19 protein-coding genes are annotated in these 25003 nt (G+C 71.4%); 10 read left to right on the top strand and 9 right to left on the bottom strand.

From position 1 onward, the window contains the following. Positions 1-90: 90 nt before the first annotated feature. Positions 91-3549 (top strand): S41 family peptidase, encoded by a 3459-nt coding sequence (locus EW117_RS14470; protein ID WP_242504293.1) that lies wholly within the window; start codon positions 91-93, stop codon positions 3547-3549. Between the two features lie 207 nt (positions 3550-3756). Here EW117_RS14470 and EW117_RS14465 read toward each other — a convergent pair whose 3' ends face one another. Continuing rightward, positions 3757-4530 carry a class I SAM-dependent methyltransferase gene (locus tag EW117_RS14465; RefSeq protein WP_129787431.1) on the bottom strand — a complete coding sequence of 258 codons (774 nt, stop codon included), beginning with the start codon at positions 4528-4530 and terminating at the stop codon, positions 3757-3759. A gap of 104 nt (positions 4531-4634) precedes the next feature. Between EW117_RS14465 and EW117_RS14460 the strand changes: the two genes are divergently transcribed. The 4 genes from EW117_RS14460 (at position 4635) to EW117_RS14445 (ending at position 8011) form a co-directional block, all read left to right on the top strand. Beyond that, entirely contained in the window at positions 4635-5600 is a 966-nt protein-coding gene (locus tag EW117_RS14460) for an AraC family transcriptional regulator (RefSeq protein WP_207211875.1), read from the top strand. 80 nt (positions 5601-5680) lie between these two features. Continuing rightward, positions 5681-6475, top strand: a complete 795-nt coding sequence (locus EW117_RS14455; protein WP_129787430.1) for an amino acid ABC transporter substrate-binding protein — start codon at positions 5681-5683, stop codon at positions 6473-6475. Between the two features lie 35 nt (positions 6476-6510). Further along, entirely contained in the window at positions 6511-7170 is a 660-nt protein-coding gene (locus tag EW117_RS14450) for an amino acid ABC transporter permease (protein ID WP_129787429.1), read from the top strand. Then, entirely contained in the window at positions 7157-8011 is an 855-nt protein-coding gene (locus EW117_RS14445; RefSeq protein ID WP_129787428.1) for an amino acid ABC transporter ATP-binding protein, read from the top strand. The genes EW117_RS14450 and EW117_RS14445 overlap by 14 nt, the downstream gene beginning before the upstream one ends. Here EW117_RS14445 and EW117_RS14440 read toward each other — a convergent pair. Beyond that, the gene (locus EW117_RS14440) at positions 8008-9198 is read right to left on the bottom strand and encodes an MFS transporter (RefSeq protein WP_129787427.1); all 1191 of its coding nucleotides are present in this window, start codon (positions 9196-9198) and stop codon (positions 8008-8010) included. The two genes, EW117_RS14445 and EW117_RS14440, sit on opposite strands and share 4 nt — an antisense overlap. Before the next feature lie 64 nt (positions 9199-9262). Between EW117_RS14440 and EW117_RS14435 the strand changes: the two genes are divergently transcribed. Further along, positions 9263-9577 (top strand): ArsR/SmtB family transcription factor, encoded by a 315-nt coding sequence (locus EW117_RS14435; RefSeq protein ID WP_129787426.1) that lies wholly within the window; start codon positions 9263-9265, stop codon positions 9575-9577. A gap of 8 nt (positions 9578-9585) precedes the next feature. Here the strand turns inward: EW117_RS14435 and EW117_RS14430 are convergent, their stop codons facing one another. The 6 genes from EW117_RS14430 to EW117_RS14405 form a co-directional block, all read right to left on the bottom strand. After that, positions 9586-10308 carry an ABC transporter ATP-binding protein gene (locus EW117_RS14430; RefSeq protein ID WP_129787425.1) on the bottom strand — a complete coding sequence of 241 codons (723 nt, stop codon included), beginning with the start codon at positions 10306-10308 and terminating at the stop codon, positions 9586-9588. After that, the gene (locus EW117_RS14425; RefSeq protein WP_129787424.1) at positions 10305-11372 is read right to left on the bottom strand and encodes an ABC transporter substrate-binding protein; all 1068 of its coding nucleotides are present in this window, start codon (positions 11370-11372) and stop codon (positions 10305-10307) included. Before EW117_RS14425 ends, EW117_RS14430 begins: the two co-directional genes overlap by 4 nt. Beyond that, positions 11369-12142, bottom strand: coding sequence for an ABC transporter permease (locus EW117_RS14420; RefSeq protein WP_129787423.1), 774 nt, complete (start codon positions 12140-12142; stop codon positions 11369-11371). The genes EW117_RS14425 and EW117_RS14420 overlap by 4 nt, the downstream gene beginning before the upstream one ends. Beyond that, positions 12139-12432 carry a thiamine-binding protein gene (locus EW117_RS14415; protein ID WP_129787422.1) on the bottom strand — a complete coding sequence of 98 codons (294 nt, stop codon included), beginning with the start codon at positions 12430-12432 and terminating at the stop codon, positions 12139-12141. The genes EW117_RS14420 and EW117_RS14415 overlap by 4 nt, the downstream gene beginning before the upstream one ends. Positions 12433-12735: 303 nt before the next feature. Further along, positions 12736-13716, bottom strand: coding sequence for a Gfo/Idh/MocA family protein (locus EW117_RS14410; RefSeq protein ID WP_129787421.1), 981 nt, complete (start codon positions 13714-13716; stop codon positions 12736-12738). 65 nt (positions 13717-13781) lie between these two features. Next, positions 13782-16088: an immune inhibitor A domain-containing protein gene (locus EW117_RS14405; protein WP_129787420.1), complete on the bottom strand. Its 2307-nt coding sequence runs from the start codon at positions 16086-16088 to the stop codon at positions 13782-13784. A 258-nt stretch (positions 16089-16346) separates the two neighbouring features. On the opposite strand from EW117_RS14405, the gene EW117_RS14400 reads away from it, so the two are divergent. Then, entirely contained in the window at positions 16347-17579 is a 1233-nt protein-coding gene (locus tag EW117_RS14400; protein ID WP_129787419.1) for an MFS transporter, read from the top strand. Here EW117_RS14400 and EW117_RS14395 read toward each other — a convergent pair. Next, complete coding sequence (locus EW117_RS14395) at positions 17560-18105, bottom strand: septum formation family protein (RefSeq protein ID WP_129787418.1); 546 nt, start codon at positions 18103-18105, stop codon at positions 17560-17562. The two genes, EW117_RS14400 and EW117_RS14395, sit on opposite strands and share 20 nt — an antisense overlap. A 324-nt stretch (positions 18106-18429) precedes the next feature. Between EW117_RS14395 and EW117_RS14390 the strand changes: the two genes are divergently transcribed. From EW117_RS14390 to EW117_RS14380, 3 genes are all read left to right on the top strand, one after another. Next, positions 18430-19695, top strand: a complete 1266-nt coding sequence (locus tag EW117_RS14390) for an endonuclease/exonuclease/phosphatase family protein (RefSeq protein ID WP_129787417.1) — start codon at positions 18430-18432, stop codon at positions 19693-19695. A 187-nt stretch (positions 19696-19882) separates the two neighbouring features. Next, complete coding sequence (locus EW117_RS14385) at positions 19883-22675, top strand: hypothetical protein (protein WP_129787416.1); 2793 nt, start codon at positions 19883-19885, stop codon at positions 22673-22675. 97 nt (positions 22676-22772) lie between these two features. Beyond that, a complete protein-coding gene (locus EW117_RS14380) occupies positions 22773-25001 on the top strand; it encodes a S9 family peptidase (protein WP_129787415.1) in 2229 nt (742 codons plus the stop codon). Positions 25002-25003 lie beyond the last annotated feature (2 nt).

The following is a 25003-nucleotide window of genomic DNA, read 5'->3' as shown; positions in this document are numbered from 1 at the left end:
GACCACGATGTGGACGCCCGGCCGGACGCTGCCGGCTGCCCTGAGCGATTTCCGGTGACGGGTGTCGGACCCCACGAGTACGTTGAACCGGTGACCCAGCCCTATCTCCGGTACCCCCACATCCACGGCGACCAGGTCGCGTTCGTGGCCGACGACGACGTCTGGCTCGCCCCCGTGTCCGGCGGCCGCGCGTGGCGTCTGACCAGCGATCACGCGCCCGCGACCACCCCGCGCTTCTCGCCCGACGGCACGCGGCTCGCATACGTGTCCCACAAGGACGGCCATCCCGAGGCCTACGTGATCGAGCTCGCGGACGGCGCCACGCGGCGCCTCACCTGGCTCGGCGGAACCACCACCACCGTGCTCGGCTGGGACGACGACCGGGTGCTCGTCGCGTCCAACGCGGGCACGCACGAACGGTCGCTGACCCTGGTGCGGTCGGTCGGCCTCGACGGCGTCGTCGAGATCCCGCGCTACGGGCCCGCGTGGGGCGTCGCCGAGCACGAGGGCCCGGACGGCGCACGCACGACGGCGCTCGTCTCAGCGGGCTACCGCACCCCCGCCTACTGGAAGCGATACCGCGGCGGCACGGCCTCGGTGCTCTGGCTGGACCGGGGCGGAGACGACTGGCAGCGCGCCCTGCCCGGCGACGAGGCCGGGACCTACGACCCGATCTGGGTCGGCGACACGCTGGTGTTCACGTCCGACCGCGGGGCGACGTTCCCCGACCACGCCGACGAGCAGGCCAACCTGTGGGTGCTCGACGGCCTCGCCACCCGCGCGGAGACCCCCGAGCCCCGGCAGCTCACCACCCAGACGGAGGCCGAGGGCTACGTCCGTGACGCGGCATCCGACGGCACGCGCATCGTGTGGCACAGCCGCGGCGACCTCTGGCTGCTCGACGCGCTGGACGGCACCCCGCGGCGCCTCGACATCACGCTCACGGGTGCCCTGCCGCAGCCGTACTCGGCCGACCCCGAGTCGGCTCGGGTCACGATCGACGGCCTGGCCGTCGACAAGACCGGCGACGCGAGCGTCGTGGGCTGGCTCGGCACCGCGTTCTGGGTCACCCACCGCGCCGGACCGGCCCGGGCGCTCGTCGCCGACCCGTCGGTCCGCGTGCGCGAGCCCGTGCTGCTCGGCGGCACCGCTCGCGCGGCCGTGGTGACCGACGCTCCGCGGAGCGAGGGCGAGGGCGAGGTACAGGACGGGAGCAGGGAGGACGCGATCGAGATCCATGCCCTCCCCGGCGCCACCGGCGTAGCCCCGGATGCCGCGCCGCAGCGCCTCGCCCGCGGCGAGCTGGGCAGGGTGCTCCACCTGACCGCGAGCCCCTCCGGCGACCAGGTCGCGGCCATCTCGCACGACGGCCGCGTGAGCCTGGTCGCGACCCCCGTCGACGCGGCGTCCGACGGCAACGCTCCGGGGACCGTCACCCTGCTCGGCCGGTCCGGCAACGGCGAGGCGGAGTCCCCGACGTTCTCCCCGGACGGGCGCTACCTCGCCTGGTCCAGCCCGACCGGCGCGGAGGGCGATCACCACCAGATCCTCGTCGCGGACCTGCACGCCGAGAACCCGTCGGCCACCCCGCTCACCTCGGGCCGGTTCCACGACTTCTCGCCGGCGTTCAGCGACGACGGCAAGTACCTGGTCTTCCTGTCGGACCGCACGTTCGACCCGTCCTACGACTCGCACGAGTTCGCGCTGTCGTTCAGCGCGGCCACCCGGCCGTGGCTCATCCCGCTGGCCGCTACCGAACCCGCGCCGTTCGGGCCGAGCGCCGACGGCTGGCGCCTGAGCAAGCCGGACGACAAGGACAAGGACGGCGACAAGCACGACAGCGGCCCGGACGAGAAGGCCGCCGGCAAGGACGGAAGCAAGGCCGGCGAGAACAAGCCCGACGAGGGCAGGCACGACGGTGCCGCCGCCTCGCCCGACATCGACTTCGACGGCGCCGAGGAGCGCGTGGTGCCGTTCCCCGTGACGTCGGGCCGCTACCGCGACCTGCGCGGGGCCAAGGGCGGTGTGCTCTGGGTGCACGAGACCGACGACGCCGGAGTGCTCGGCTCGCGGCACGCCGGGACCGAGGAGGACCCGGCGCCCAACGTGCTGCAGTTCTGGTCGTTCGAGGCCCGCAAGGCCACGGACGTCGCGGACAAGGTGAGCTCCTATGCCGTGTCGGGCGACGGTGAGCGCACCGTGATCCGGTCCGGATCGAGCCTCAGCACCCAGTCGGCGACGAGCAAGCCCGGCGACGACGACCCCTCCGCGTTCGAGATCGACCTGTCCCGCGTCCGTTACGAGGTGGACCCGCGCGCCCAGTGGCACCAGATGTTCGACGAGAACGCCCGCATCATGCGCGACCACTACTGGCGGGCGGACATGAACGGCGTCGACTGGGACGGTGTGGTGGCACGGTGGCGCCCGCTGGTCGACCGGATCGCCACGCACGACGACCTCGTCGACGTGCTCTGGGAGACGGTCGCCGAGCTCAACACGTCGCACGCCTACGTGCGCGGGCCGCACGAGCCGGGTGACACCTCACGCAGGCTCGGCCTGCTCGGCGCCGATCTCACCCGGACACCCGACGGCTGGCGGATCGAGCGGGTGCTGCCGAGCGAGTCGTCCGACCCGGGAGCAAGCTCACCGCTGCGCGCGGCCGGCGTCGACGCGCGCCCCGGCGACCTGATCGTCGCCGTGGACGGGCGGCCGGTGGATCCGGTGGCCGGCCCGTCGGCGAACCTGGTCGGCGCGGCCGAGGTTCCGGTCGAGCTGACGCTGCGGCGCCCCGCATCCACCGACGGGCAGGCCGCGGACGGTGCGAGCGCTGCCGCCGACCGCCGCGTCGTCGTCGTGCCGCTCGCCAATGAGTCCGACCTGCGATATCAGGACTGGGTGCGGTCGCGCCGCGAGTACGTCGCCGAGAAGTCGGACGGCCGCCTCGGGTACGTGCACGTCCCGGACATGATGAGCACCGGCTGGGCCCAGCTCCACCGCGACCTGCGGCTCGCCGCGGAACGCGAGGGCATCGTCGTGGACGTCCGGTTCAACGGCGGCGGGCACACCTCGCAGCTCGTGATCGCGCGCCTCGCCGCCCGCGTCGCGGGCTGGGGGCTGAACCGGCACTACGACCGCCCGGCCTCGTACCCCGACCGCGCACCGCGTGGGCCGGTCGTGCTCGTCACCAACGAGTACGCGGGATCCGACGGCGACATCGTGAACGCCGCGGCGCAGGCGCTCGGCGTCGGGCCGGTCGTTGGCGTCCGGACCTGGGGTGGCGTGGTCGGCATCGACGGTCGCTTCGGGCTGGTGGACGGCACCGGCATCACCCAGCCGCGATACGCCTTCTGGCTCGACGGGAAGGGCTTCGACGTGGAGAACCACGGCGTCGACCCCGACATCGAGGTGCGGCACACGCCGGCTGACTACTTCTCCGACGTCGACCCGCAGCTCGATGCCGGCATGGCCGAGGCGTTCCGCCGGCTCGCGGAGCGTCCCGCCGCGGCGCCGCCCGCTCTGCCGGCCCCGCTGGTGCGCCGCCGCCCGTAGCGATCCCGCGCCTGTGACGACGTCGGTCACCTTGGGTGTCGACGCGGCGTCGGTCAGTGCGGTGTCGTCAGCGGCGCAGGCCGGGAACGTGTATGCGCGCGAGGGGGTAACGGACACGTGGCAGTGCTACCTGTCCGCTACCCCCTCGCGCACGTATACGTCTCCTCCGGGCCGGACCCCCTGCCCGACCGCCCGCACTTCCGTCCCTCAGACCCGAGTCGCCTGCACGAACGTGAGCGGCCCGTACCGGTGCTCGACGCGCTCGACCTCGCGGGCGTCGGTGAACCCGGCGTCCGCGAGCAGGCGCACCAGGCCGCCCTCCGGGTTCGGGGCGGTGCGCGGATTGTTCGCCACGGCGGAACGGCCACGCCGCAGCCCACCGTGCCCGCGCACCCTGCCGTACCAGTGCGGATGTTCCCGCCCTCCGCCGTGCGCGCCCCCGTGGGCGCCACCGTGTGCGCCTCCGTCCCCTGGCGAGCTCCCGAAGTCCACGATGGTCACCGTCCCGCCCGGGCGGAGCGCCCGGAAGGCCTCCCGCCCGAACAGGACCCGGCCCTCGTCGGGCACGTGGTGCAGTGCGAGGGAGGAGACGATGTGGTCGATCGAGCCGTCGCCGGTGGGGAGCCGGTCGGCGAACCCCTGGACGAGGGTGAGCGGAACGCCGCGCCGGGACGCATTGCGGGCCGCGATACGTAGCGCGCTCGCGTCAGGATCCAGTCCGGTGACCCGGGCGGCCGGCTGCGCCCGCAGCACGGCGAGCGACAGGTTCGCGGTGCCGCAGCCGACGTCGAGCACGGACTCGCCGGGAGCGATGCCCGCGAGCGCTGCCACGCGGTCGTACACGGCCCGCACCTTGGAGAAACGCGCGAACACGTTGTAGAGCGGAAGCAGCCAGGGCTTGCCCATACCTGGCAGGAACTCGCGGTCGCGTTCCTCGGGGGTGCGGTGATCGAGGATCCGCACGTTCGTGTCGTCGTTCATCGGGTGCCTTCCATCCGCTGGTTACGCTGAACCTGCGAGCAGGTCCCGCTGCACTCCAGCATTGGACATCCTGCGGGTGGAAGACCGGACAGAAGTCGGTGACGATGGCACGATCCTCGGGCAGCACCCCGGCCCGGCACAGCATGTACCGGCTGCGCACCGTGCGCCCGGACGGCACCCCCGTCTACGGGTACCCGCTCCGCCCGGGCAGTCCGCAGGTCCGGGTCACCCGGGTCGACGCCGACGACGAGCACGTCCACCTGCCGCCCGACCACCGGCACGTGCACGACTTCTTCGTGCTCGTCTACGTCGAACGGGGCGGGGGCGCCGTCGCCCTCGGCGGCCAGGACACTCCGCTGCGCGACGGCGACCTGCACGCCGTGCCGCCCGGACAGCCGATCGGCGCCGCGGAGCTCGCCGACCTGATGCACTGCCGGGCCTGGAGCGTGGCCTTCACGCCCGACGCCGTCCCCTCGCTCGCCTCGGTCTCGCCCCTTGCCTGGGCGCACCACCCGCTCCTCGCGCTGTTCGCCACGGACGTCACCGGCTCCGCGGCCCCCGGCCTGCCCGCCGTCGTGAGCACGACCGTCCCGGCGGCCGAGCGCCCGCGCTGGGCGGCGTGGCTGACGGAGCTCGCGGAGGAGCTGGCGGAGCCGGGCCGACTCGGGGCGCGCGATGCGGCGTCGGCTCTGCTGACCCGAGTCCTCGTCGGGGCGGCGCGCCTCGCGCCGTCGGCCCCCGCGCCGCCGGACCCCCTCGTGACACGCGTCTTCGACGAGATCGAGGCGACGTTCCGGGACCCGGTCTCGGCGGCCGACGTCGCACGGGCGCTGGGCTACACGCCGGGCTATCTGACCACGGTGGTCCGGGAACGCACGGGCCGCACCCTGCTCGAATGGATCACGGAGCGCCGCATGACCGAGGTGCGTCGGCTGCTCCGCGACACGGATCTGCCGCTCGGCGCGGTGGCCGCCAGGACCGGCCTGCGGGACGCCAGCTACCTGGTGCGGCGGTTCAAGGACCGGTTCGGCACCACTCCCGAACGGTGGCGCCGGAGCGAGCGTGTGTGAGTTCGTACTGACTATCGGTTATTTTTGGGGCGCGTATCGGCAATGCCGATGTGTGCCGACCATCGAACGGAGCCTTCACCATGTCTCGCAACCGCGCCCTCCTCACGGCCACCGCAGCCTCGGCTGCCCTCCTGGCCCTGACCGGCTGTGGCAGCTCGGGCGAGCCTGGCGGCGCGGGCGAGGAGCTCGGACTGTCGGGGGACACGCTGATCGTCGCCACGGAAGGCACGTACAAGCCGTTCAGCTACCACGACGAGACCGGCGAGCTGGTCGGCTACGACGTCGAGGTGGCGGAGGCCGTCGCCGAGAACCTGGGCCTAGAGATCGAGTTCCAGGAGACCCAGTGGGACGCGATCTTCGCCGGCCTGGGTGCCGGCCGCTTCGACACGATCGCGAACCAGGTGACCATCACGCCGGAGCGCGAGGCCGACTACGTCTTCTCGACGCCGTACACGGTGTCGACTGGCGTGCTCGTGGTGGCCGCGGACAACAACGACATCACGAGCTGGGACGACCTGGACGGCAAGACGACTGCCCAGTCGCTCACGAGCAACTGGAACGAGCTCGCCAAGGAGAGCGGCGCCGAGGTCGAGGCCGTCGAGGGCTGGGCGCAGGCTGTTGCCCTCCTGGAGGAGGGCCGTGTGGACGCCACGATCAACGACAGCCTCACCTACCTCGACTACGCCAACACCGAGGACGCCTCCGGCATCAAGGTCGCCGCAGAGACCGAGGAGGAGTCGCAGTCGGCGTTCGTCGTGATGCCGGATCGCGAGGCTCTGGCCCAGGCGGTGGACGGCGCCCTCGAGGAGCTGCGCGCCGACGGTACCCTCGCCGACCTGGGCGAGAAGTACTTCGGCGAGGACGTCTCCGAGTGAGGCAACTTCTCCGCTGACCGCGGGGAAAGGGATACATGGACTGGCAGCTCATTGCCGACTCGTTCTGGCCGCTCCTGCGGGGCGGCCTCACCGGCACCATCCCGCTGGCGCTCGCATCGTTCGCGATCGGGTTGGTACTCGCACTCCTCATAGCGCTGCTGCGGCTCTCGCCGAACCGGGTGCTGTCGTGGGTCGGCCGCGCGTACGTGTCGCTGATCCGCGGCACGCCGCTGCTGGTGCAGCTCTTCGTGATCTTCTACGGCATGCCCTCGATCGGCATCCGGCTGGATCCGTGGCCCGGCGCGATCATCGTGTTCTCGATGAACGTGGGCGGCTACGCGGCCGAGATCGTCCGCGCCGCGATCCTGTCGGTGCCCAAGGGGCAGTGGGAGGCGGGCTGGACCGTCGGTATGTCCCCCGCCCGGTCGCTGCGCCGGATCATCCTGCCGCAGGCGGCGCGCGTCTCGGTGCCGCCGCTGTCGAACACGTTCATCTCGCTGGTCAAGGACACGTCGCTCGCGTCGCTCGTCCTCGTCACCGAGATGTTCCGCAAGGCCGAGGAGATCGCCACGTTCTCGAGCGAGTTCATGACGATCTACATGGAGGCGGCGCTGATCTACTGGATGTTCTGCACGGTGCTCTCCGCCGGGCAGGACGCGCTCGAGAAGAGGCTGGACCGGTATGTCGCCCACTGACCGCATCGCCGTGCCCCCGCCCGGGCCGAGGTCGGGGACCCTCCTGACAGCCCGCGGCATCCAGAAGTCGTTCGGCGCCAACCACGTGCTGCGCGGGGTGGACCTGGAGGTCCGGCGCGGCGAGGTCGTGGCCCTGATCGGCCCGTCCGGGAGCGGCAAGACGACGGTGCTGCGCTCGCTCAACGGCCTCGAGACGCCGGACGCCGGCCTGCTGGACCTCGACGGCGGCCCCGTCGTCGACTTCGGCGCCCAGGCCGCCGCCGTCGGGACCAGGTCCTGGGCCGGGCGGCGAGCCGGCGCACGGCTGGCGAAGCTGAACCGCGCGGCACTGCGTGACCGGTCCGCGATGGTGTTCCAGCACCACAACCTGTTCCCGCACCGCACGGTGCTGGAGAACGTGATCGAGGGCCCCACCCAGGTCCAGCAGATCCCTCGCGAGACGGCGATCGGCGAGGCCGAGGGGCTGTTGGCGCGCGTCGGCCTCGCCGACAAGCGCGACGCCTACCCGCACGAGCTGTCCGGCGGCCAGCAGCAGCGCGTCGGGATCGTCCGTGCGCTCGCGCTCCAGCCCGACCTCCTGCTGTTCGACGAGCCGACGTCGGCCCTCGATCCCGAGCTCGTGGGCGAGGTGCTGACCGTGATGAAGGAGCTCGCGGACGAGGGCTGGACCATGGTGGTGGTGACGCACGAACTGCAGTTCGCGCGGCAGGTCGCGACCGAGGTGCTGTTCCTCGACGGCGGCGTGGTCGTCGAGCGGGGCGCACCCGCGCAGATCTTCAGCAACCCCGCCGAGGAGCGCACCCGCCGCTTCCTCGACCGTATCCTCCACCCCCTCGACTAGCCCGCTACCGCAACGCGGCTTCGGACGACGTACCCGAGCGCGAAGACCGCCAGGGCGGCGGCCGCCGCGACGGCGCCGACGACGTCGAGCCACGCCGCGCCGTACGGCAGCACCGACGCCCCGACGACCGGCGCGAGCGCGATCCCGATGTACATCGCCGTCGAGTACCAGGACAGGGACACCCCGGCGACGGCGGGGTCGACGTCGACCAGACGGTGCTGGATGGGGACGAGGGCTGTGGCGGTCGCCAGGCCCCAGACTCCGAACAGGATGGCAGTGCCCAGGTACGACCCCTCGACCGCGAACAGGGCGGTGAGGGACACGACCTCCACGGCGAGCGCGGTGAGCGCGACGGGCCGCGCCCCGAACCGGTCTGTGAGGGACCCACCCAGCCAGTTGCCGACGAGCCCGGCGACGCCGAAGACCAGCAGCAGCGTCGCGAGCGCGGTGCCGCTGCCACCCGTCGCGCTCCGCGTCACGGCGGAGCTGAAGATGTAGACCACGTTGAATGCGGCGGTGAACAGCAGGGTCGTCACCAGGGCGAGCCCGATCCGGGAGTCGCGCAGCACGGCGAACCTGGCGGCGATCCCGGGCACGGCCCCGGTCGGCACGCCGCGCGTGAGGAGCACCACGGCCACGGCCAGCACCGCCGCGAGCGCCGCGAGGACGCCGAGCGCGAGCCGCCAGCCACCGAGGTCCGCGAGCGCCGTCCCCAGCGGGGAGCCGACGGCCGTCGCGAGCATGAACCCGAGGCCGACGACACCGAGGGCGCGCCCGCGCTGCTCAGCGGGCACGAGGGTGGGGGCGGCCGCCATCGCCGCGGGCATGAGCGCGGCGCCGCCGAACGCCGCGACGATCCGGCCGGCCGTGAAGATCGCGAGGTCGCCGGCGATCGCCGAGAGCGCGATCCCCGCGGCGATGAGCCCCATGCCGACGCCCATGAGCGTGGCCCGGGACGCCCGGGCGAACAGGACGGAGATCGCCGGCGCGAGGATCGCGACGATGATGGCGTACCAGGAGATGGAGTAGCTGACCGAGCTGGCGGTCGCGCCGAGTCCGGTCGCGATCTGCGGGAGCACACCCGCGATGACGAAAGCGTTGGTGCCGACGACGAACAGTGCTGCGGCGATCAGGGCGATCCGGAGATAGGCGCCGCGCAGCGAGTATGATTGTTCGATGAACGTCATACCGTCGAGCGTAACTGACGGTTCGATACATGTCGAACGGTTTGGGATCAGGATTTGTTGAGTCATGACTGACTACCCCAGCCCGGACATGTCCGGGGTCGAGCTCGTCGACGTGCTCAGAGCCCTGGGCGACCCGGTGCGCCTGCAGATCGTCCGGAGGCTGGGTGACGGCGTGCCGTGCCCCAAGACGCCTGAGATCTGGGAGGACCTCAACCTCTCGAAGTCGACCATGTCGCATCACTTCCGCACCCTGCGGGAGTCAGGGCTCACGCGCACCGTCGTGCACGGCCGCACGCACACCATCCAGCTGCGCAAGGACGAGCTCGCCGAGAAGTTCCCGGGCCTCATCGAGGCGATCCTCCCCGACCCGCCGAGGTAGTCAGTTGACTACCTCGGCAGGGGGTCCAGGGCCGTCAGGATCTCGTCGCGGGTCGGGGCTGTTGCGTCCAGCGCCACACGGCCCGGGCGGGCGCTGAGCACCACTACCCGGTCCGCCAGGGTGAGCGCCTCGTCCACGTCATGCGTCACCAGCACCACCGCTCGTTGCTGCCCGACGGCGGGAGCACCTCCCGTCAGGCCCACCCCGGCCAGCCACTCGTTCATGCGCCGCCGCGTGATCGGGTCCAGCGCGCCGAACGGCTCGTCGAGCAGCAGCACGGGCCGCCCCGCCAGGCAGGTCCGCAGCAGCGCGAGCCGCTGCCGCATCCCGCCCGAGAGCTCATGCGGCCAGGCGCGTTCGAAGCCCGCCAGCCCGAACCTCTCGAACAGGTCGGCGGCGCGCGCCTCGGCATCGGCCCGCGGAACCCGGGCGATCCGAGCGCCGAGCAGGGCATTGGACCACGCCCGGCGCCACGGCAGCAGCCCGTCCCGCTGCGGCATCCACGCGGTGGCGCGACCGCCGTCGGGCAGCGTGGGCAGGCGCAGCGTGCCCGAGACGGCCGCCCCCGGGGGCAGCATGCCGCCGAACGCACGCAGGAGCGTCGACTTGCCGCACCCCGACGGTCCGACGACGGCGACGAACTCACCGTCGGCCACCTCCAGGTCCACGCCGTCCAGGGCGACTACGTCGCCGAACCGGACGCCCAGCCCGTGCGCGGCGAGCACGCTCACCCCTGGCCGCCCGACGCGTCCGCACCCGGCCCGTCCGCACCCTGCGCGTCCGGAAGAAACTCGTCGGTCCACGCTGCGTCCGTGTCGAAGCCCGGCTCGGTCAGACCCTCCTCCTCGAGAAATGAGACGAAGCCGTCCCAGACCTCGGCCCGCTGCGTGCCCCACGCGCCGGACGCGTACCGCGGGCCCAGCCACTCCGCGCTCGCCTCGACGAGCTCGGGGTCCAGCTCGGGCGCGGCCTCCAGCAGCGCCTGGGCCGCCTCGTCGGGGTCGGCGGCGGCCTCGTCGTAGCCGCGGGACAGTGCCGCGAGGAACCCGCGCGCGACGCCCGGCTCCTCGTCGAGCAGCGACCGGGACGTCGCGACGAGCGGCGTGTACCAGTCGGGGATGCAGTCGAAGTGGTCGCGGAATCCGATGGTGTCGACGTCGAGCCCGTCGACCTCACCGAGCCGGATCGTGTCCCAGGCGTCGAACACCCAGGCGGTGTCGAACTGGTCCTCGGTCAGGCCGATCCGGAAGTCGTCGCTGACCAGCGGCGTGAACTCGACCTTGGCCGGGTCACCGCCGTCGCACTCCACGAGCTTGCTGATCAGCGCCTTCTCCAGATCGGACTCGTACGACCCGTACCGTTTGCCCTCCAGGTCCCGGGGCCGGGTGATGCCGTCGTCGGACAGGCTGATCAGGGACGACGTGTTGTGCTCGATGACCGTGGCGACCGAGACGACGTCGGCCCCCGCGACGCGCGCCGGGACCAGGCCCTCGGCAACGGAGTAGGCGAAGTCTGCCTGGCCCGCGGCGACGAGCTGCAGGCCGGACGTCTCGCCGGGCTCCACGATCTCGACGTCGAGCCCCTCCTCCTCGAACCAGCCCTCGGCCTGGGCGAGGTAGAGGCCGGAGTGGTTGGTGTTGGGCGTCCAGTCGAGCACGACGGTGACCTCGCGCAGGCCGCCGTCGGACGAACCGCCCGGCCCGGCGGCGTCGGCGGCCCCGCAGCCCGCGAGGCCTAACGGCATGACCGCCGCGAGCGCGGCGGTACGGAAGAGGAGGGTCGGGGAGAACTTCATGGTTTTCCTCTCTGCCACGGCGTCGCGACGCGGGTCAGCATCGCGACGAGGGCGAAGAACAGGCCGGACAGGAGGGCGATCAGCACGACGCCCACGAAGATCTGGTCCACGGCGTACGCCTTGCGGGACCGTTGCACGAACACGCCGAGGCCGGACTGCCCGGCGAGGTACTCGGCGACCACCGCCGCGCCGACGGCGTAGGTCGCGGCGACGCGGAGCCCCGCGAGCGCGCCGGGGATCGACGCCGGCAGCCGGACCAGCAGGAACTGGTCCAGGCGGGTGCCGCCGAGGCCGGCGACCATGTCGGCGTGCTCGGCGTCGACGGCGCGCATGGCGCCGACCGCCGAGACGAGCACGGGGAAGAAGACGGTGAGCGCCACCAGGACGATCTTCGGCAGCAGGCCGAAGCCCGCCCACAGGATCATCAGCGGCGCGAGCACCACGACGGGCACCGTCTGCGTCAGCACGACCAGCGGGTACACCGCGTCGCCCGTCACCCGCGAGGCGGTGACCAGGATGCTCAGCAGCAGGCCCGCGACCGTGCCGACGACGAGCCCGGCCGCGGCCTCGGTCAGGGTCGTCGCGACGTGCGGGCCGAGCAAGGGCGCCACCTCGACCGCGGTCCGCGCCACCTGCGACGGCGCGGGCAGCACGAACTCGGGCACGCCCGCCAGGCGCACCCACGCCTCCCAGACCCCCAGCACGACGGCGACGGTCAGCAGCGGGGCGACGACCCGCCCGGCCGTCCGCCGTCGGACGCCCTGGTTCACGCCCGGAACTTGGTGACGAGGTCCGAGATGGTGGGTCCGGCGTCGGCGGCGGCCTCGCTGACCTTGATGTTGGACTGGACGCCGTCGGCGCCGGCGGCGATCGTCGCCTCGTGGACGGCGCGCAGGAGTGCCCACACCTCGTCGGGACTGCCCTGCACGAACGTGCCCATGGCGCCCACCTCGTAGGTGAGCCCGGACGCCTGGATGACGGCGATGGCGGCGTCGACGTACGCGTACTTCGCGTCGGGGGTGCCGCTGGGGCGGGGTGAGACCTGGATCTCGGCGAGCATGTGCGACCTCCGTGCACGGGCAGGCCAGGGTCGCCGGTCCGACAGGGGGCGCAGCCGCGTCCCCCTCGTGGGGACGGCCTCGACCGAACGCCCGCGCCGTCAGGCACGTCCTTCCGCTGGCATTACCCAGTTCAAGTGATCGGGTCGACGGCGTCGGGCACGAATGCCCCGGCCGTCCTCTCAGCCCTGCTACCCAGAGCTCCCCGCGTTGGCGAGGCCACGCTACCGCGATTTGTTGTGGGCGTGATCGTTGCGACTACCTGCCCGTTATAGGCGCAACGATCACGCCCACAGCAAAGGGGGTTACTCGTCTGGGTACTTCAGGCCGATCTGCTCGCGGATCGTGTCCAGCGTGCCCATGATCGCCACCGTCTCGGCGCGCGGCAGCAGCGGGCTGTCCAGCTCGCCGGCCGCGACCAGGCGCTCCGCCTCGGCGGCCTGGTACTGCATGCCGCGGCCGGTCACCTCCGCGGTGAAGGTCTCGGTCTCGACGCCCGCGGCGTCGAACACGTGCACCGTGGCCGGGCTGTACCAGACGGCGTCGATCTCGATGCGTCCCTCGGTGCCGAGGATCGAGGCCCGGTTGGGCCCGCGGGTGTCCGACGCCGAGATCGTGGTGGCCACGCGCGCGCCGTCGTACCCGAAGATCGTGGCGATGGTCGCGTCCGCGCCCGTCTCCTTGAACGTCGCGTGCGACTGGACCGTGAGGGGTTCGCCGAACACGTCCCACGCGAACGAGACCGGGTAGATGCCCAGGTCGAGCAGGGAGCCGCCGCCCAGGGCCAGGTCGTTGATGCGGTGCGCGGGGTCGTCGGGCAGGTCCTGGGTGTGGTCCACCATCAAGGTCCGCACCTCGCCCAGCACGCCCGAGTCGATGATCTCGTGCACGCGCGCCATGTGCGGCAGGTACCGGGTCCACATGGCCTCCAGGGCCACGAGCCCCTTGGCCTCGGCGAGGTCCATGACCTCCTGGGCCTCGGCGGCGTTGAGCGTGAACGGCTTCTCGACCAGCACGTGCTTGCCGGCCTCCAGCACGAGCTTCGCCGCCTCGGCGTGGAACGGGTGCGGCGTGGCGACGTAGACGATGTCGACCTCGGGGTCGTTCACGAGGTTCTCGTAGGACCCGTGCGCCGTCGGGATGCCGAACCGGTCGGCGAAGGTCCGCGCCTTCTCCAGGGACCGGGACCCCACCGCCTGCACGGTGAAGCCGTTGTCGTTCAGGTCTGATGTGAAGGCCGAGGCGATCCCGCCGGCCGCCAGGATGCCCCATCGCAGGTGTGTCATGCGCTCGAGCGTAGTGCCCGCCCCGATCCCGCCGAAGTAGAACTTCGGCGGGATCGGGTGGGGCGTCAGTTGACCTGGATGGTCATGTTGCCCGTGCGAGCGTCCTGCGTGAGCACCTTGATCGTGGTGCCCGTACCGCCGACCTTCACCGAGTGACGCGGGTTGGCCTCGTCCCAGTACGCCTCCGGGTCGGTGTCGTCGAACTTCCACACGGGCGCCCGCTTGCCCTGGGTCAGCGTCGTGATCGACGTCTGCGACACCTCACGGTGCAGCGAGAGCGGGTCCGTCCTCTGCAAGCCGAACGTGGAGTCGAAGGACTGGATCCGGTTGCGGGCGATCGTGCCGTCCGACCACTTCATCGGCGTGGGCCGCGCGTCGACCGGCAGAGCCTGGCCGCCGCCCTCGTGCTGGGAGGTGTTGTTGTCGCCGTACCGGCTGTTCACGTACCAGATCAGCAGGCCGTCCTGGTAGGGGTAGTGCTCCACCAGGTTGCTGTTGCTGAAGGTCCAGCCGAAGTTGTACGGCCCCTCCTTCAGCGTCGCGTCGTACCCGCCGTACACGCGGTTCTCGGCCACGTAGTAGTGGGAGTACTCGACCTCATAGGTGCCGTCGGCGGCGACCGTCTGGAAGCCGTCGAAGGTCCAGTCGGCGGCGTCGGTGAAGTCCTCGGTCAGCGCGGTACCCACGGCGACGTCGTCGACCATGAAGCCCTTCTCGTTGGTGCCGCCGTCGCTCGAGTAGCGGAAGCGGACCGACGCCGTCTGACCGGCATGGTCGGCGAGGTCGGCCGTCAGGTCGACCCAGGCGCCCTCCGAGCTGCCGGTGATCCCGGCGCCCGGGTTGGTCCCGTTCGGGTCGTCGTTCGTCGAGAGGTTGGTCGGAACGGCCGTCCACGAGCTGCCGCCGTCCGTGGAGACCTCCACGAACGCGTAGTCGTAGTCCACCTCGATGTCGTACCAGGTCTTGGCGGCCAGCGAGCCCCCGGCAGGCACGGTGAACGACGGCGAAGTGATCGTGTTGTTCAGGTCGTTGCCCGTGTTGGAGTACACGAACTGGCCGTCGAACGGAGCGACCTCCAGGTCCTCCTTCGCGACGCCGTCGGGCAGGCTGACGATCGCCGCCTGCTCCCGCGTGGTGGCGTGGTACGAGGGGCCGAGCTTGACGCGCTCCATCTCGCCCGGCTCCACCGTCTCGTAGTCGAGCCAGCCCAGGAACAGCTTCTCCGTGGCGCCCATGTGGTTCGGCGTGGTGCCGATGGTGCCGTCGCCATGGCCCATCCACGAGCCGGAGCTCATGAGGTTCCAGAACCCGGTGCCGTTCTCGCCACCGGCCGTGTCGTAATAGTCCGGCAGGCCGAGGTCGTGGCCGAACTCGTGCGCGAAGACGCCGAGGCCGCCGTTCTCCGGCTCCGTGGTGTAGTCGCGGATCCAGAGGTCGGAGTCACCGATCTTGATGCCGCCGAGCTTCTCGAAGCCGGCCGGGCCGTCAGTGCCCAGGCCACCCTGGTTCACCGCCCAGCGGTGCGACCAGATGGCCGACTCGGGCGCGCCGGCTTCCTCGCCCTCCCCGGCGTGGATCGCCTGGAAGTGGTCGATGTAGCCGTCCGGCTCGGACGTGATGCCGTCGCCGTCCATGTCGTAACGGTCCCAGACGTCGAACGACTGGAGGTACGCGTCGATCTCCGCGGCGGTCTTGCCCGCGGCGACCTGTGCCTCGTACCAGGCGTCGGCGCTGTCCTGCACGAACCGCGTCATGTCCGCGCCGGACTCGGTGGTTCCGTAGGACGCCGTGCTGTACGGCACCGTGACCCAGTCGGACACGTCGCCCTGCAGGTCGAACCGGCCCGACGACATCTCGTCGTACAGGTCGCGGAACGACTCCCCGCCCTGGTCCTCCAGGCCGGTGAAGAACATCTCCTTGTAGTGCTCGCTGGAGAAGTCGGGCTCCCAGTAGGTGGAGTTGTCGTCCTCCGCCGGCTCCGGGATCTGGTTGTGCGCAGGGCCCGCGGGGGCGTCCGCGTAACGCTCGTCGACCTGGTCGCCGAACTCGACGAGGATGCTGAACAGCTGCGCCGTCTCCTCGACGCCGTACTCCACGTACTCGCGCGGGGAGATCTCCACGACCTTCGACGCACGGTCGCCCGAGCCTCGGGTCTCGACCTTCGCTTCGCCGGTGGCGACCATGTCGACGGCGCGCTGCCGCTTCTCGGTCTGCTTCTCGGCGAGCGCGTCCGGACGGTTGTCCTCCTTGACGGGCGCCGCCTGCTGCGGCGGCTCCTCGACCGGTGGTGCTGCCGAAGCGGTGATCGGTACGACGGCGGCCGAGAGCAGCAGGGCAGCTCCCGCGCCGACAGCACAGATGCGTGGGTTCATTTTTCCTCCGTGAAGAGTTGCGGCGTCCGGGACGAGGAGGTGGTGATTCGTGTCGCCGGACCTGCGGGACACCTTTGTCCCCGAAGGAGGAAACCAGGGAAATATTACGACAATGTTGCCTACGACACACGATTTGCTCACAACGGTTCTCTCGGGTGCGCGCGTAGAATCGTTTCGAGCCCGCGTGCTCCTGTCGCGTCCGCCGGACCCGTTCGTCGTCCGGGTGAAGCCATGCCCGCCGAACAGCCGGAGAACAGCATGACCGCCAGCACGCCCGCCGCCGCGGCGAGCTTCGCCGCACCTCCCGTGGACCAGCGCCGCGCGGTCATCGCGCTCGTCGCCCTCGCCGTGAGCGCCTTCACGTTTGTCGCCACGGAGAACCTGCCGGGCGGCCTGCTCACCCTCATCGCCCCCGACCTGGGCCGCAGCACGTCCGAGATCGGGCTGCTCGTCACGGCCTACGCCGCCGTCGTGGTCGTCGCGTCGCTCCCGCTCGCCCGCGTCACGCGCCGGTTCTCGCGACGCTATGTGCTCGCGGCGACCACCGCCGTCTGCGCCGCGGGCTCGCTGTGGTCGGCGTTCGCGATCGGCTACGCGGACCTCATGGCCGCGCGCATGGTCACCGCGCTGGGGCAGGCGCTGTTCTGGGCGATCGTGATGCCGGCGGCCGCGGCCCTGTTCGCGCCCGCGGTGCGCGGCAAGATGATCGCGCGCGTCACCGTCGGCAGCTCGCTGGGGCCGGTGCTCGGCGTCCCGCTCGGCACCTGGGTGGGTCAGCAGACGAGCTGGCGCACCGCATTCCTGCTGTTCTCGGTGGTCAGCGTCGCCGCGTGCCTGGCGATGGCGGTCGCGATGCCGGACGTCACCCCGGAGCAGGGCGGCACCGCCCGCGGCACGCACCCCAGCATGCGCCGCTTCCTGCTGCTCCTCCTGGTCACGGTGCTGGCCGTGACGGGCAGCTTCATGATGATCACGTTCGTCACGCAGTTCCTGCTGGAGACCGCCGGGTTCCCCGCCAAGTACCTCAGCGTGCTGCTGCTCGGGCAGGGAGCGGTGGGTGTGGTCACCACTGTCCTGATCGGTCAGATCCTCGACAAGCGGCCGTGGCAGGCGGTGCTCGTGGCGCTCGGCCTGCTGACCGGCACGCTCGTCTGGCTCTGGGGGCTGGGGCACGTCCCGGCGCTCGCCCTGGTCGGGCTGGCTATGTTCGGCGTCGCGCTGAGCGCGATCCCGCCGGCCCTGTCGTTCCTGTCCATGCGGGTCGCCCCGGGCGCCACCGAGTCGGCGACCGCGATATCGAGCTCTGTCTTCAATCTCGGGATCGGCGGCGGGGCGGCGCTCGGGGCGCTGGTGGTCGCCACGGCGGGCGTCAGCACGGTGCCCCTGCTCGGGGCGGTGTTCGTCCTGGCCGCGCTCGTGGTTCTCGCGATCGACCTGTGGACGACGGCGCGACGCACTCCCCCGGTACGTCCTACTCCGCTACGCCCTTGAGACTGCCCTTGACCGGCTCCTCGGAGCTGACGATGCACTGGAGCGTGCGGTCGTCGAGCTGCTCCCAGGTGTCCTTCGTCGGGTAGAAGCCGGTGTAGCCGTACTTCGACTCGTCGAAGGAGAGGCCCACGAACTTCTCGAACTCGGCGTAGCACCACTCGTCGAACTTCTTCGACATGCCCTCGTCGCCCGGGTACTTGTCGGCCTTCATGACCAGCTCTGCGTAGACCTCGCCGGTGTGCGGCTCGGCGCACGGCACCACGGGCACGGTCTCGACCTCGTACTCCTCACCCTCCGCGGCGTCGCCGTACCCGTCGAGCGCTACCAGGTCGATGCAGTCGCCCTTCAGGATCTCGAACGCGTCGGCGTCGGCCGAGGCGGTGATCTCGCCACCCGGCTCGTCGCGGGGCGCGTCGCCTTCCGACAGGAAGTCGCTGAGAGCGCCGCAGCCGGTGAGCATGGTCAGCGAGACGGTGGCGGCGGCCGCGGCCGCCAGCAGGCGGGCAGGACTGAGGGTGCGGTTCATCGACTTCTTTCCTGGGGGCTTCTGCACGTCGGCCGGCGCCGACGTCGCGGCCAACACGGCCGCCCCCGGAAAACTACAGTCACCGATGCCCGCGCTGGTCACCGCAGCGCAACGATCGGATCACGACCCTCGGATGGCCTCGCCAACCCCGACGCAAGGCTGTTCATACGCTGTTCACCCCGGCGAACCGACGCCGCCATACGGTTGCTGACGCGGACCACCCGCGCGGCGCACCGCTGTGCTCGACGACGCTCCGCTGCAAACGGCAACCGCACAGCATTCGTAGCACCGCCCCAGAGCACGACCCCCGAAGAAGGAGCAGTCATGCGAGCCAGTACTCCCGCGCGCCTGACCGGCGCCGCCGCGGCAGCGGCCCTGCTGGCCGGGGCCTTCCTCGCCTCGGCGAGCACGGCCTCGGCGAGCACGGCCTCGGCAGGCACAGGCCGGCCCGACGACCACCGGACCCTGCGCGCCGCCACCTACAACCTGTCGCTCAACCGCGCCGAGGAGGGCGAGCTCGTCGCCGACCTGTCCACGGGCGACGACGCCCAGGCGGCGACGGTGGCCGAGGTCATCCAGCACGCGAACCCCGACGTCGTGCTGCTCAACGAGTTCGACTACTCCGGCGACACCGACCCGTATGCCGCCGCGGACCTGTTCCGCGAGAACTACCTCGAGGTGCCGCAGGGCACCGGCAAGCCGGTGGAGTACCCGTACGCGTTCGTGGCGCCGTCGAACACCGGGATACCGAGCGGGTTCGACCTGAACAACAACGGGACGGTCGGCGGGGGCGATGACGCGCTCGGCTTCGGCCTGTTCCCCGGGCAGTACGGCATGGTCGTGCTGTCGAAGTACCCGATCCAGCACGACCGCGTGCGCACGTTCCAGGACTTCAAGTGGCAGGACATGCCGGGCGCGCTGCTCCCCGACGACCCCGCCACCGACGCACCGGCCGACTGGTACTCGGCCGAGGAGCTCGCTGTGCTGCCACTCTCGAGCAAGTCCCACTGGGACGTCCCGGTCCGGGTCGGTCGCGAGACGGTGCACGTGCTGGCGGCGCACCCGACACCGCCGTCGTTCGACGGCGCGGAGGACCGCAACGGCCTGCGCAACCATGACGAGATCCGGTTCTGGGCCGACTACGTGCGCGGCGGCTGGCGCTCCTGGTACCAGTACGACGACGAGGGCCGCCGCGGCGGGCTGCGCCCCGGCTCCTCGTTCGTGATCGTGGGCGACTACAACGCCGACCCGGTGGACGGCGACTCCGTCGACGCGGCGATCGACCAGCTGCTGCACCACCCGCGGATCACCGACCCGCGGCCGACGTCGGCGGGCGCGCCCGAGGCCTCCGCGCTGCAGGCCGGCGCGAACCTCGACCACCAGGGCGACCCGGCCTTCGACACCGCCGACTTCGCCGACACCGCACCCGGCAACCTGCGCGTGGACTACGTGCTGCCGTCGCGCGACCTGCGCGTCCGGGACGCCGGCGTGTTCTGGCCGGCCGCCGCCGACCCGCTGTCCCGGCTGACGGGCGTGTACCCGTTCCCGAGCAGCGACCACCGTCTGACCTGGACCGACGTGCGGCTGTGACCGGAGTGGGTGCGCCGCCCGCGCACCCACTCCATTCGATCAACATCGATCACATTATTGACCATTCCTGTCGGTGGCACGTACTTTCATGGCCGGAGAGCACCTCTCGGCCGCGCCATCCGGTCACAAGTGATCATGTCCGATCATCGCTCTCCTCGGACCTGTCAAAGACGACGGAGAGTTCCTCATGTCACGTACACATCACCGCACGACCGCGGGAGCGGCGACGGCTGCCGTCCTCGCCCTCGCGGTCGGCGGCCTCCTGACACCACCGGCGGGCGCGGCACCGGACGCCGCTTCCGCGCCCGCCGCCGCACCCGTCACCGCCGCCACGGCCGACGCACCCCTCCCGGAGCTCCGCCTCGACGACCCGTCGATCGCGTGGAAGGAGCTCCTGGTCGACGGCGACGACGTCGAGCGCCGGGCCGACGGCAGCCCCTACAACGCCTTCGGCGGCTTCGGGTCCGTCTCCTGCAACAACACGTCGAACCTGCTCCTCGACTACAAGGAGGAGAACCCGGACGCCTACTGGGCGATCATGCGGATGCTGTTCGACCCCGAGACCGGGGCGGGACTCAAGCACATCAAGGTCGAGCTCGGCGCGGACAGCAACAGCTCGTCGGGCTCCGAGCCGGCCACGAAGCGCAGCGCCGACGAGCCCGCGAACGTGCTGCGCGGCGCGGGCTTCCACTTCATCGCCGACGCGCTGTCGATCAACCCCGACATCGAGACCGAGGCGCTGCGCTGGGGCGAGCCGTCCTGGACGGGCAACGACCCGGCCAAGCGGTACCAGTGGTACAAGGAGACGATCGACGCCGCCTACGACACCTTCGGCGTCGAGTTCGACTGGATGAGCCCGTCCCAGAACGAGGTGCGCGGCGCGACCTACCAGGCGTCCGAGCTGGCGTGGACGGTCCGGTTCGCGCAGTGGCTCGAGCGCGACGCCGCGGCGGCGGACGCCCGGTACGACTACTCGAAGATCAAGATCGTCGCCCTGGACTCCTACCGGGAGGGCGACGCGGTCGCCGCCCGCATCCTCGCGGACCCGGCGGCCCTGGAGCAGGTGGACGCCCTCGGCTACCACTACGACATCGTGGGCGGCCCGAACGTCACCCGGCTGAACAAGGAGTTCGGCAAGGAGATCCTGTACTCCGAGGGCGTCGCTCCGATGATCGACCCGCAGTACCGCCTCCCGGCCGAACCCGGCCGCGGCGGCGTGGGCGGCACGGTCTCCGCCGCTGACATCGCCGACCGGTTCATCAACGCCTACCGCTGGAGCGGCGCGGGCAACGACCCCGCGCACATGACGACGTTCCTGTTCCAGCCCGCCGTCAGCGCCATGTACGAGGGCACGCAGTACTCGCCCAAGCACCTGATCCGGGCCTCGGACCCGTGGTCCGGCTACTGGGAGGGCGACGTCGGCCTGGTCGCCGTCCGGCACTTCCACCAGTTCGTCGAGGACGGCTGGGAGTACGTCGAGGGCGCCACCGGCGGCGACGGCACCAAGGGCGACGGCGGCACGAACGTCGACACCTCCACGCGCACCGTCCTCACCGCCCGCACACCCGCCAGCGCCGACGGCGACGGCGACACACAGTGGTCGCAGGTGCACGCCAACAACACCCGCACCGACCGGTACTTCGAGGTCAAGGTCGCGGACCTGGGCGCCGCCGACCGTCCGCTCTACGCGTGGGAGACGCGCGGGCCGGACGCCGGTGAGACGTACGACGCCAACTACTTCCAGAAGGCCGGGTACTACGCCCCGGTCCGCACGGAGACGATCGGCGGCGTCGAGCACGACGTGTATCGCGTCAAGGTGCCCGCGTACTCGATCATCACGCTGTCGACGCTCGAGGACGGCGTGCACGGCACCACTGCCGAGTACACGCCGGGCGACTTCGCGCCCGACACCGAGGACACGATCCTCGACCTGCCGTACCGGGACAACTTCGAGTACGACGACTACCCGGTGACCACGGTCGGCGGTCAGGAGATGACGTACCTGGAGCGCCGAGGCGGCACCCCGCGGTACACGGCCGACCAGGACGGCGCGTTCGAGGTCGTCGGCTCCGGCTCCGCTGCGCACCGGAACGTGCTGCAGCAGCAGATCCACGGCGAGAACCGCGGCTTCACCTGGAACGTGTGGGGCAACGGGCGACAGGACGTGCTCCAGACGGCGGCGCCGTCCACGGTGCTGGGCGACCACCGCTGGGCGAACTACACCGCGACGGTGGACTTCCAGCTCGACTCCGTTGACCGGGACGGCACGCTGGAGAACTTCGCCGGGCTGGGCGTGCGCCAGGCGTATGCGCGCGGCGGAGACCAGGCCACGTACGCCGTGCGCGTGCACGAGGACGGGCGGTGGCAGCTGCGCAAGCTCGACACGGTGGTCGCCTCCGGCACGGTGGCCGGCTTCGACGGCGGCGCGTGGCACACCCTGGCCGTCGAGGCCCGGGACAACGTCGTCACGGCGACGCTGGACGGCGAGCGGCTCGTGCGGCACGTCGACTCGTCGGCCAACCCGGTGCTCTCGGGACGGATCGCGCTGGTCAGCGGGTTCTACAACACCCGGTACGACAACCTCGCGGTGACGCCGGTCAAGGGGTACGCCTGGGCATCCGAGAAGATCGACGACTCCGACGCGCGCCTGACCTACCCGGACGGGTTCACCTTCACGCAGGCCGGTTTCGCGCACTTCAACCGCACCCAGCACGTGCTGCGGGCCGGCCAGTCGGTGAACATCGGCTTCTCCGGTACCGGGCTGAACCTGTTCGGCGCCACCGGTGCGGCGACGCTGGAGGTCCGGGTCGACGGCGGTCCGCCGCGCACGGCCCAGGTGGGCACCGTGGGCACCCGCCAGACGTCGTACTGGCTGCGCGGTCTGAAGCAGCGCGGGCACACCGTGTCCGTGAAGGTGGTCAGCGGGACGTACACGCTCGACGGCGTCGACGCGCTGACGACCGGCAACACGGTCTCCTGACCCGCACCCCGCCACGTGTCAGAAGCACAGGTCACTCCCGTGACCTGTGCTTCTGACATTGGTGAGGTTCTGGCACGTACGCGGATACGCTTACGCGGTGTCCGACGCACTGACTCCCTCAGAGACCGCCCCCTCTACCGCTGAGTCCCCGCTCGCCGAGTTCCCGCTCACGGAGCGCCGCCCGACCGAGCGCACCTTCCACGGCGACACGTTCGTCGACGACTACGAGTGGCTCCGCAGCAAGGAGGACCCCGAGGTCGTCGCGCACCTGGAGGCCCAGAACGCGTGGACCCTGGCGCGCCAGGAGCACCTCTCGCCGCTGCGGCAGACCCTGTTCGACGAGATCAAGGGCCGCACGCTCGAGACCGACCTCTCGGTGCCCTCGCGGGACGGCGACTGGTGGTACTACGCCCGCACCGTCGAGGGCCAGCAGTACCCGATCCACGCGCGCTACCCCGTCGCGGGGCCGGACGACTGGACGCCCCGCGTGCTCGAGCCGGGCGAGCCGGTGCCCGGCGAACAGGTCCTGCTGGACCAGAACGCCGAGGCCGATGGCCACGACTTCTTCGCGCTGGGCTCGCTCGACGTCTCGGACGACGGCGCCCGCCTGCTCTACGCCACCGACACGGCGGGCGACGAGCGCTACACGCTGCGCGTGCGCGACCTGGCCACGGGCGAGGACCTCGAGGACGAGGTGCGGGAGACCGCCCCCGGCGCCCTGTTCGCGCCGGACGGCGAGCACATCTTCTACCTCACCGTCGACGAGGCCTGGCGCCCCTGGCGGGTCTGGCGGCACCGGCTCGGTACCCCCGGGTCCGACGACGTGATCGTGTTCGAGGAGCCGGACGAGCGGTACTGGGTCGGCGTCGGGCTGTCCCGGTCCAAGAAGTTCCTGCAGATCGAGCTCGGGTCCAAGGTGACCAGCGAGTCGTGGCTGCTGGAGTCCGACGACCCGACCGGCGAGTTCCGCCTCGTGTGGCCCCGGCGCGAAGGCGTCGAGTACACGGTGGAGCACGCGGTGCTGCCGGACGCCGCCGGTGCACCCGCCGACGCCCTCCTCATCCTGCACAACAAGGACGCCCTGAACTTCGAGCTCGTCAGCTCCCCGGTTCCCGCGCCCGGCGCGACGGTGACCCCGGAGGAGGCGACCGTCGTCGTCCCGCACGACCCGGCCGTGCGCCTGGAGGGAGTGAGCGCGAGCGAGCGCTACCTGGTGCTCTACTACCGCCGCGAGGCGATCTCCCGGTCGGCGGTGCTCCTCCTGTCGAGCCTCCGCGACGGCGCGGCCTGGGAGTTCGACGAGATCTCGTTCGGCCAGCCGCTGGAGTCCGTCGGAGCCGGCGTCGGAGTCTGGGAACAGCCCAACCTCAAGGTCGGCTACACGTCGTTCGTGACGCCGTCGTCGCTCTACCTGTACGACGTCGCGTCCGGCGAGCGCACCCTGCTCAAGCAGCAGCCGGTGCTCGGCGGCTACGACTCGGGCGACTACGACCAGCGCCGGGAGTGGGCGGTGGCCGAGGACGGGACGCGCGTCCCGATCTCCCTGGTCTGGCGCAAGGACAAGGTGCGGTTCGGGGCCTCGGACGGCGACGGTGGCGTGCCCGCCGAGCCCGCGCCCCTCCTCCTCTACGGGTACGGCGCGTACGAGTACTCGATCGACCCGTACTTCTCGGTGCCGCGCCTGAGCCTGCTGGACCGCGGCGTCGTCTTCGCGATCGCGCACGTGCGGGGTGGCGGCGAGATGGGCCGCGCCTGGTACGACGACGGCAAGCTGGCCGCCAAGCGCAACACCTTCACCGACTTCGTCGCCTGCGGCCGGCATCTCGTCGACACGGGCTGGACGGCGTCGGACCGCCTGGTAGCCGACGGCGGCAGTGCCGGCGGCCTGCTCGTCGGAGCCGCCGTCAACCTGGCACCTGAGCTTTTCGCGGGAGTGCTGGCGGGAGTGCCGTTCGTGGACGCGCTGACGTCGATGCTCGACCCGACGCTCCCCCTGACCGTCACGGAGTGGGACGAGTGGGGCGACCCCCTGCACGACCCCGAGGTCTACCAGTACATGCGCTCGTACTCACCGTACGAGAACGTGGCCGACGACGCCTCCCACTACCCCCGGATCCTCGCCACGACGAGCTTCAACGACACCCGCGTCCTGTACGTGGAGCCGGCGAAGTGGGTGGCCCGGCTGCAGGCAGCGGGCGCGCCCGCGATGCTGAAGATCGAGATGTCGGCCGGGCACGGCGGCGTCTCGGGGCGCTACTCCGCGTGGGAGCAGGTCGCGTTCGAGCACGCGTGGGTGCTGGACGTGCTGGGCCTCGCCGACCACTGATC

It is taken from the genome of Promicromonospora panici (assembly GCF_900608595.1).
GTDB lineage: Bacteria > Actinomycetota > Actinomycetes > Actinomycetales > Cellulomonadaceae > Promicromonospora > Promicromonospora panici.
Note: the sequence above shows the minus strand (reverse complement) of the source record. Positions and strands in the feature narration are given on the sequence as shown.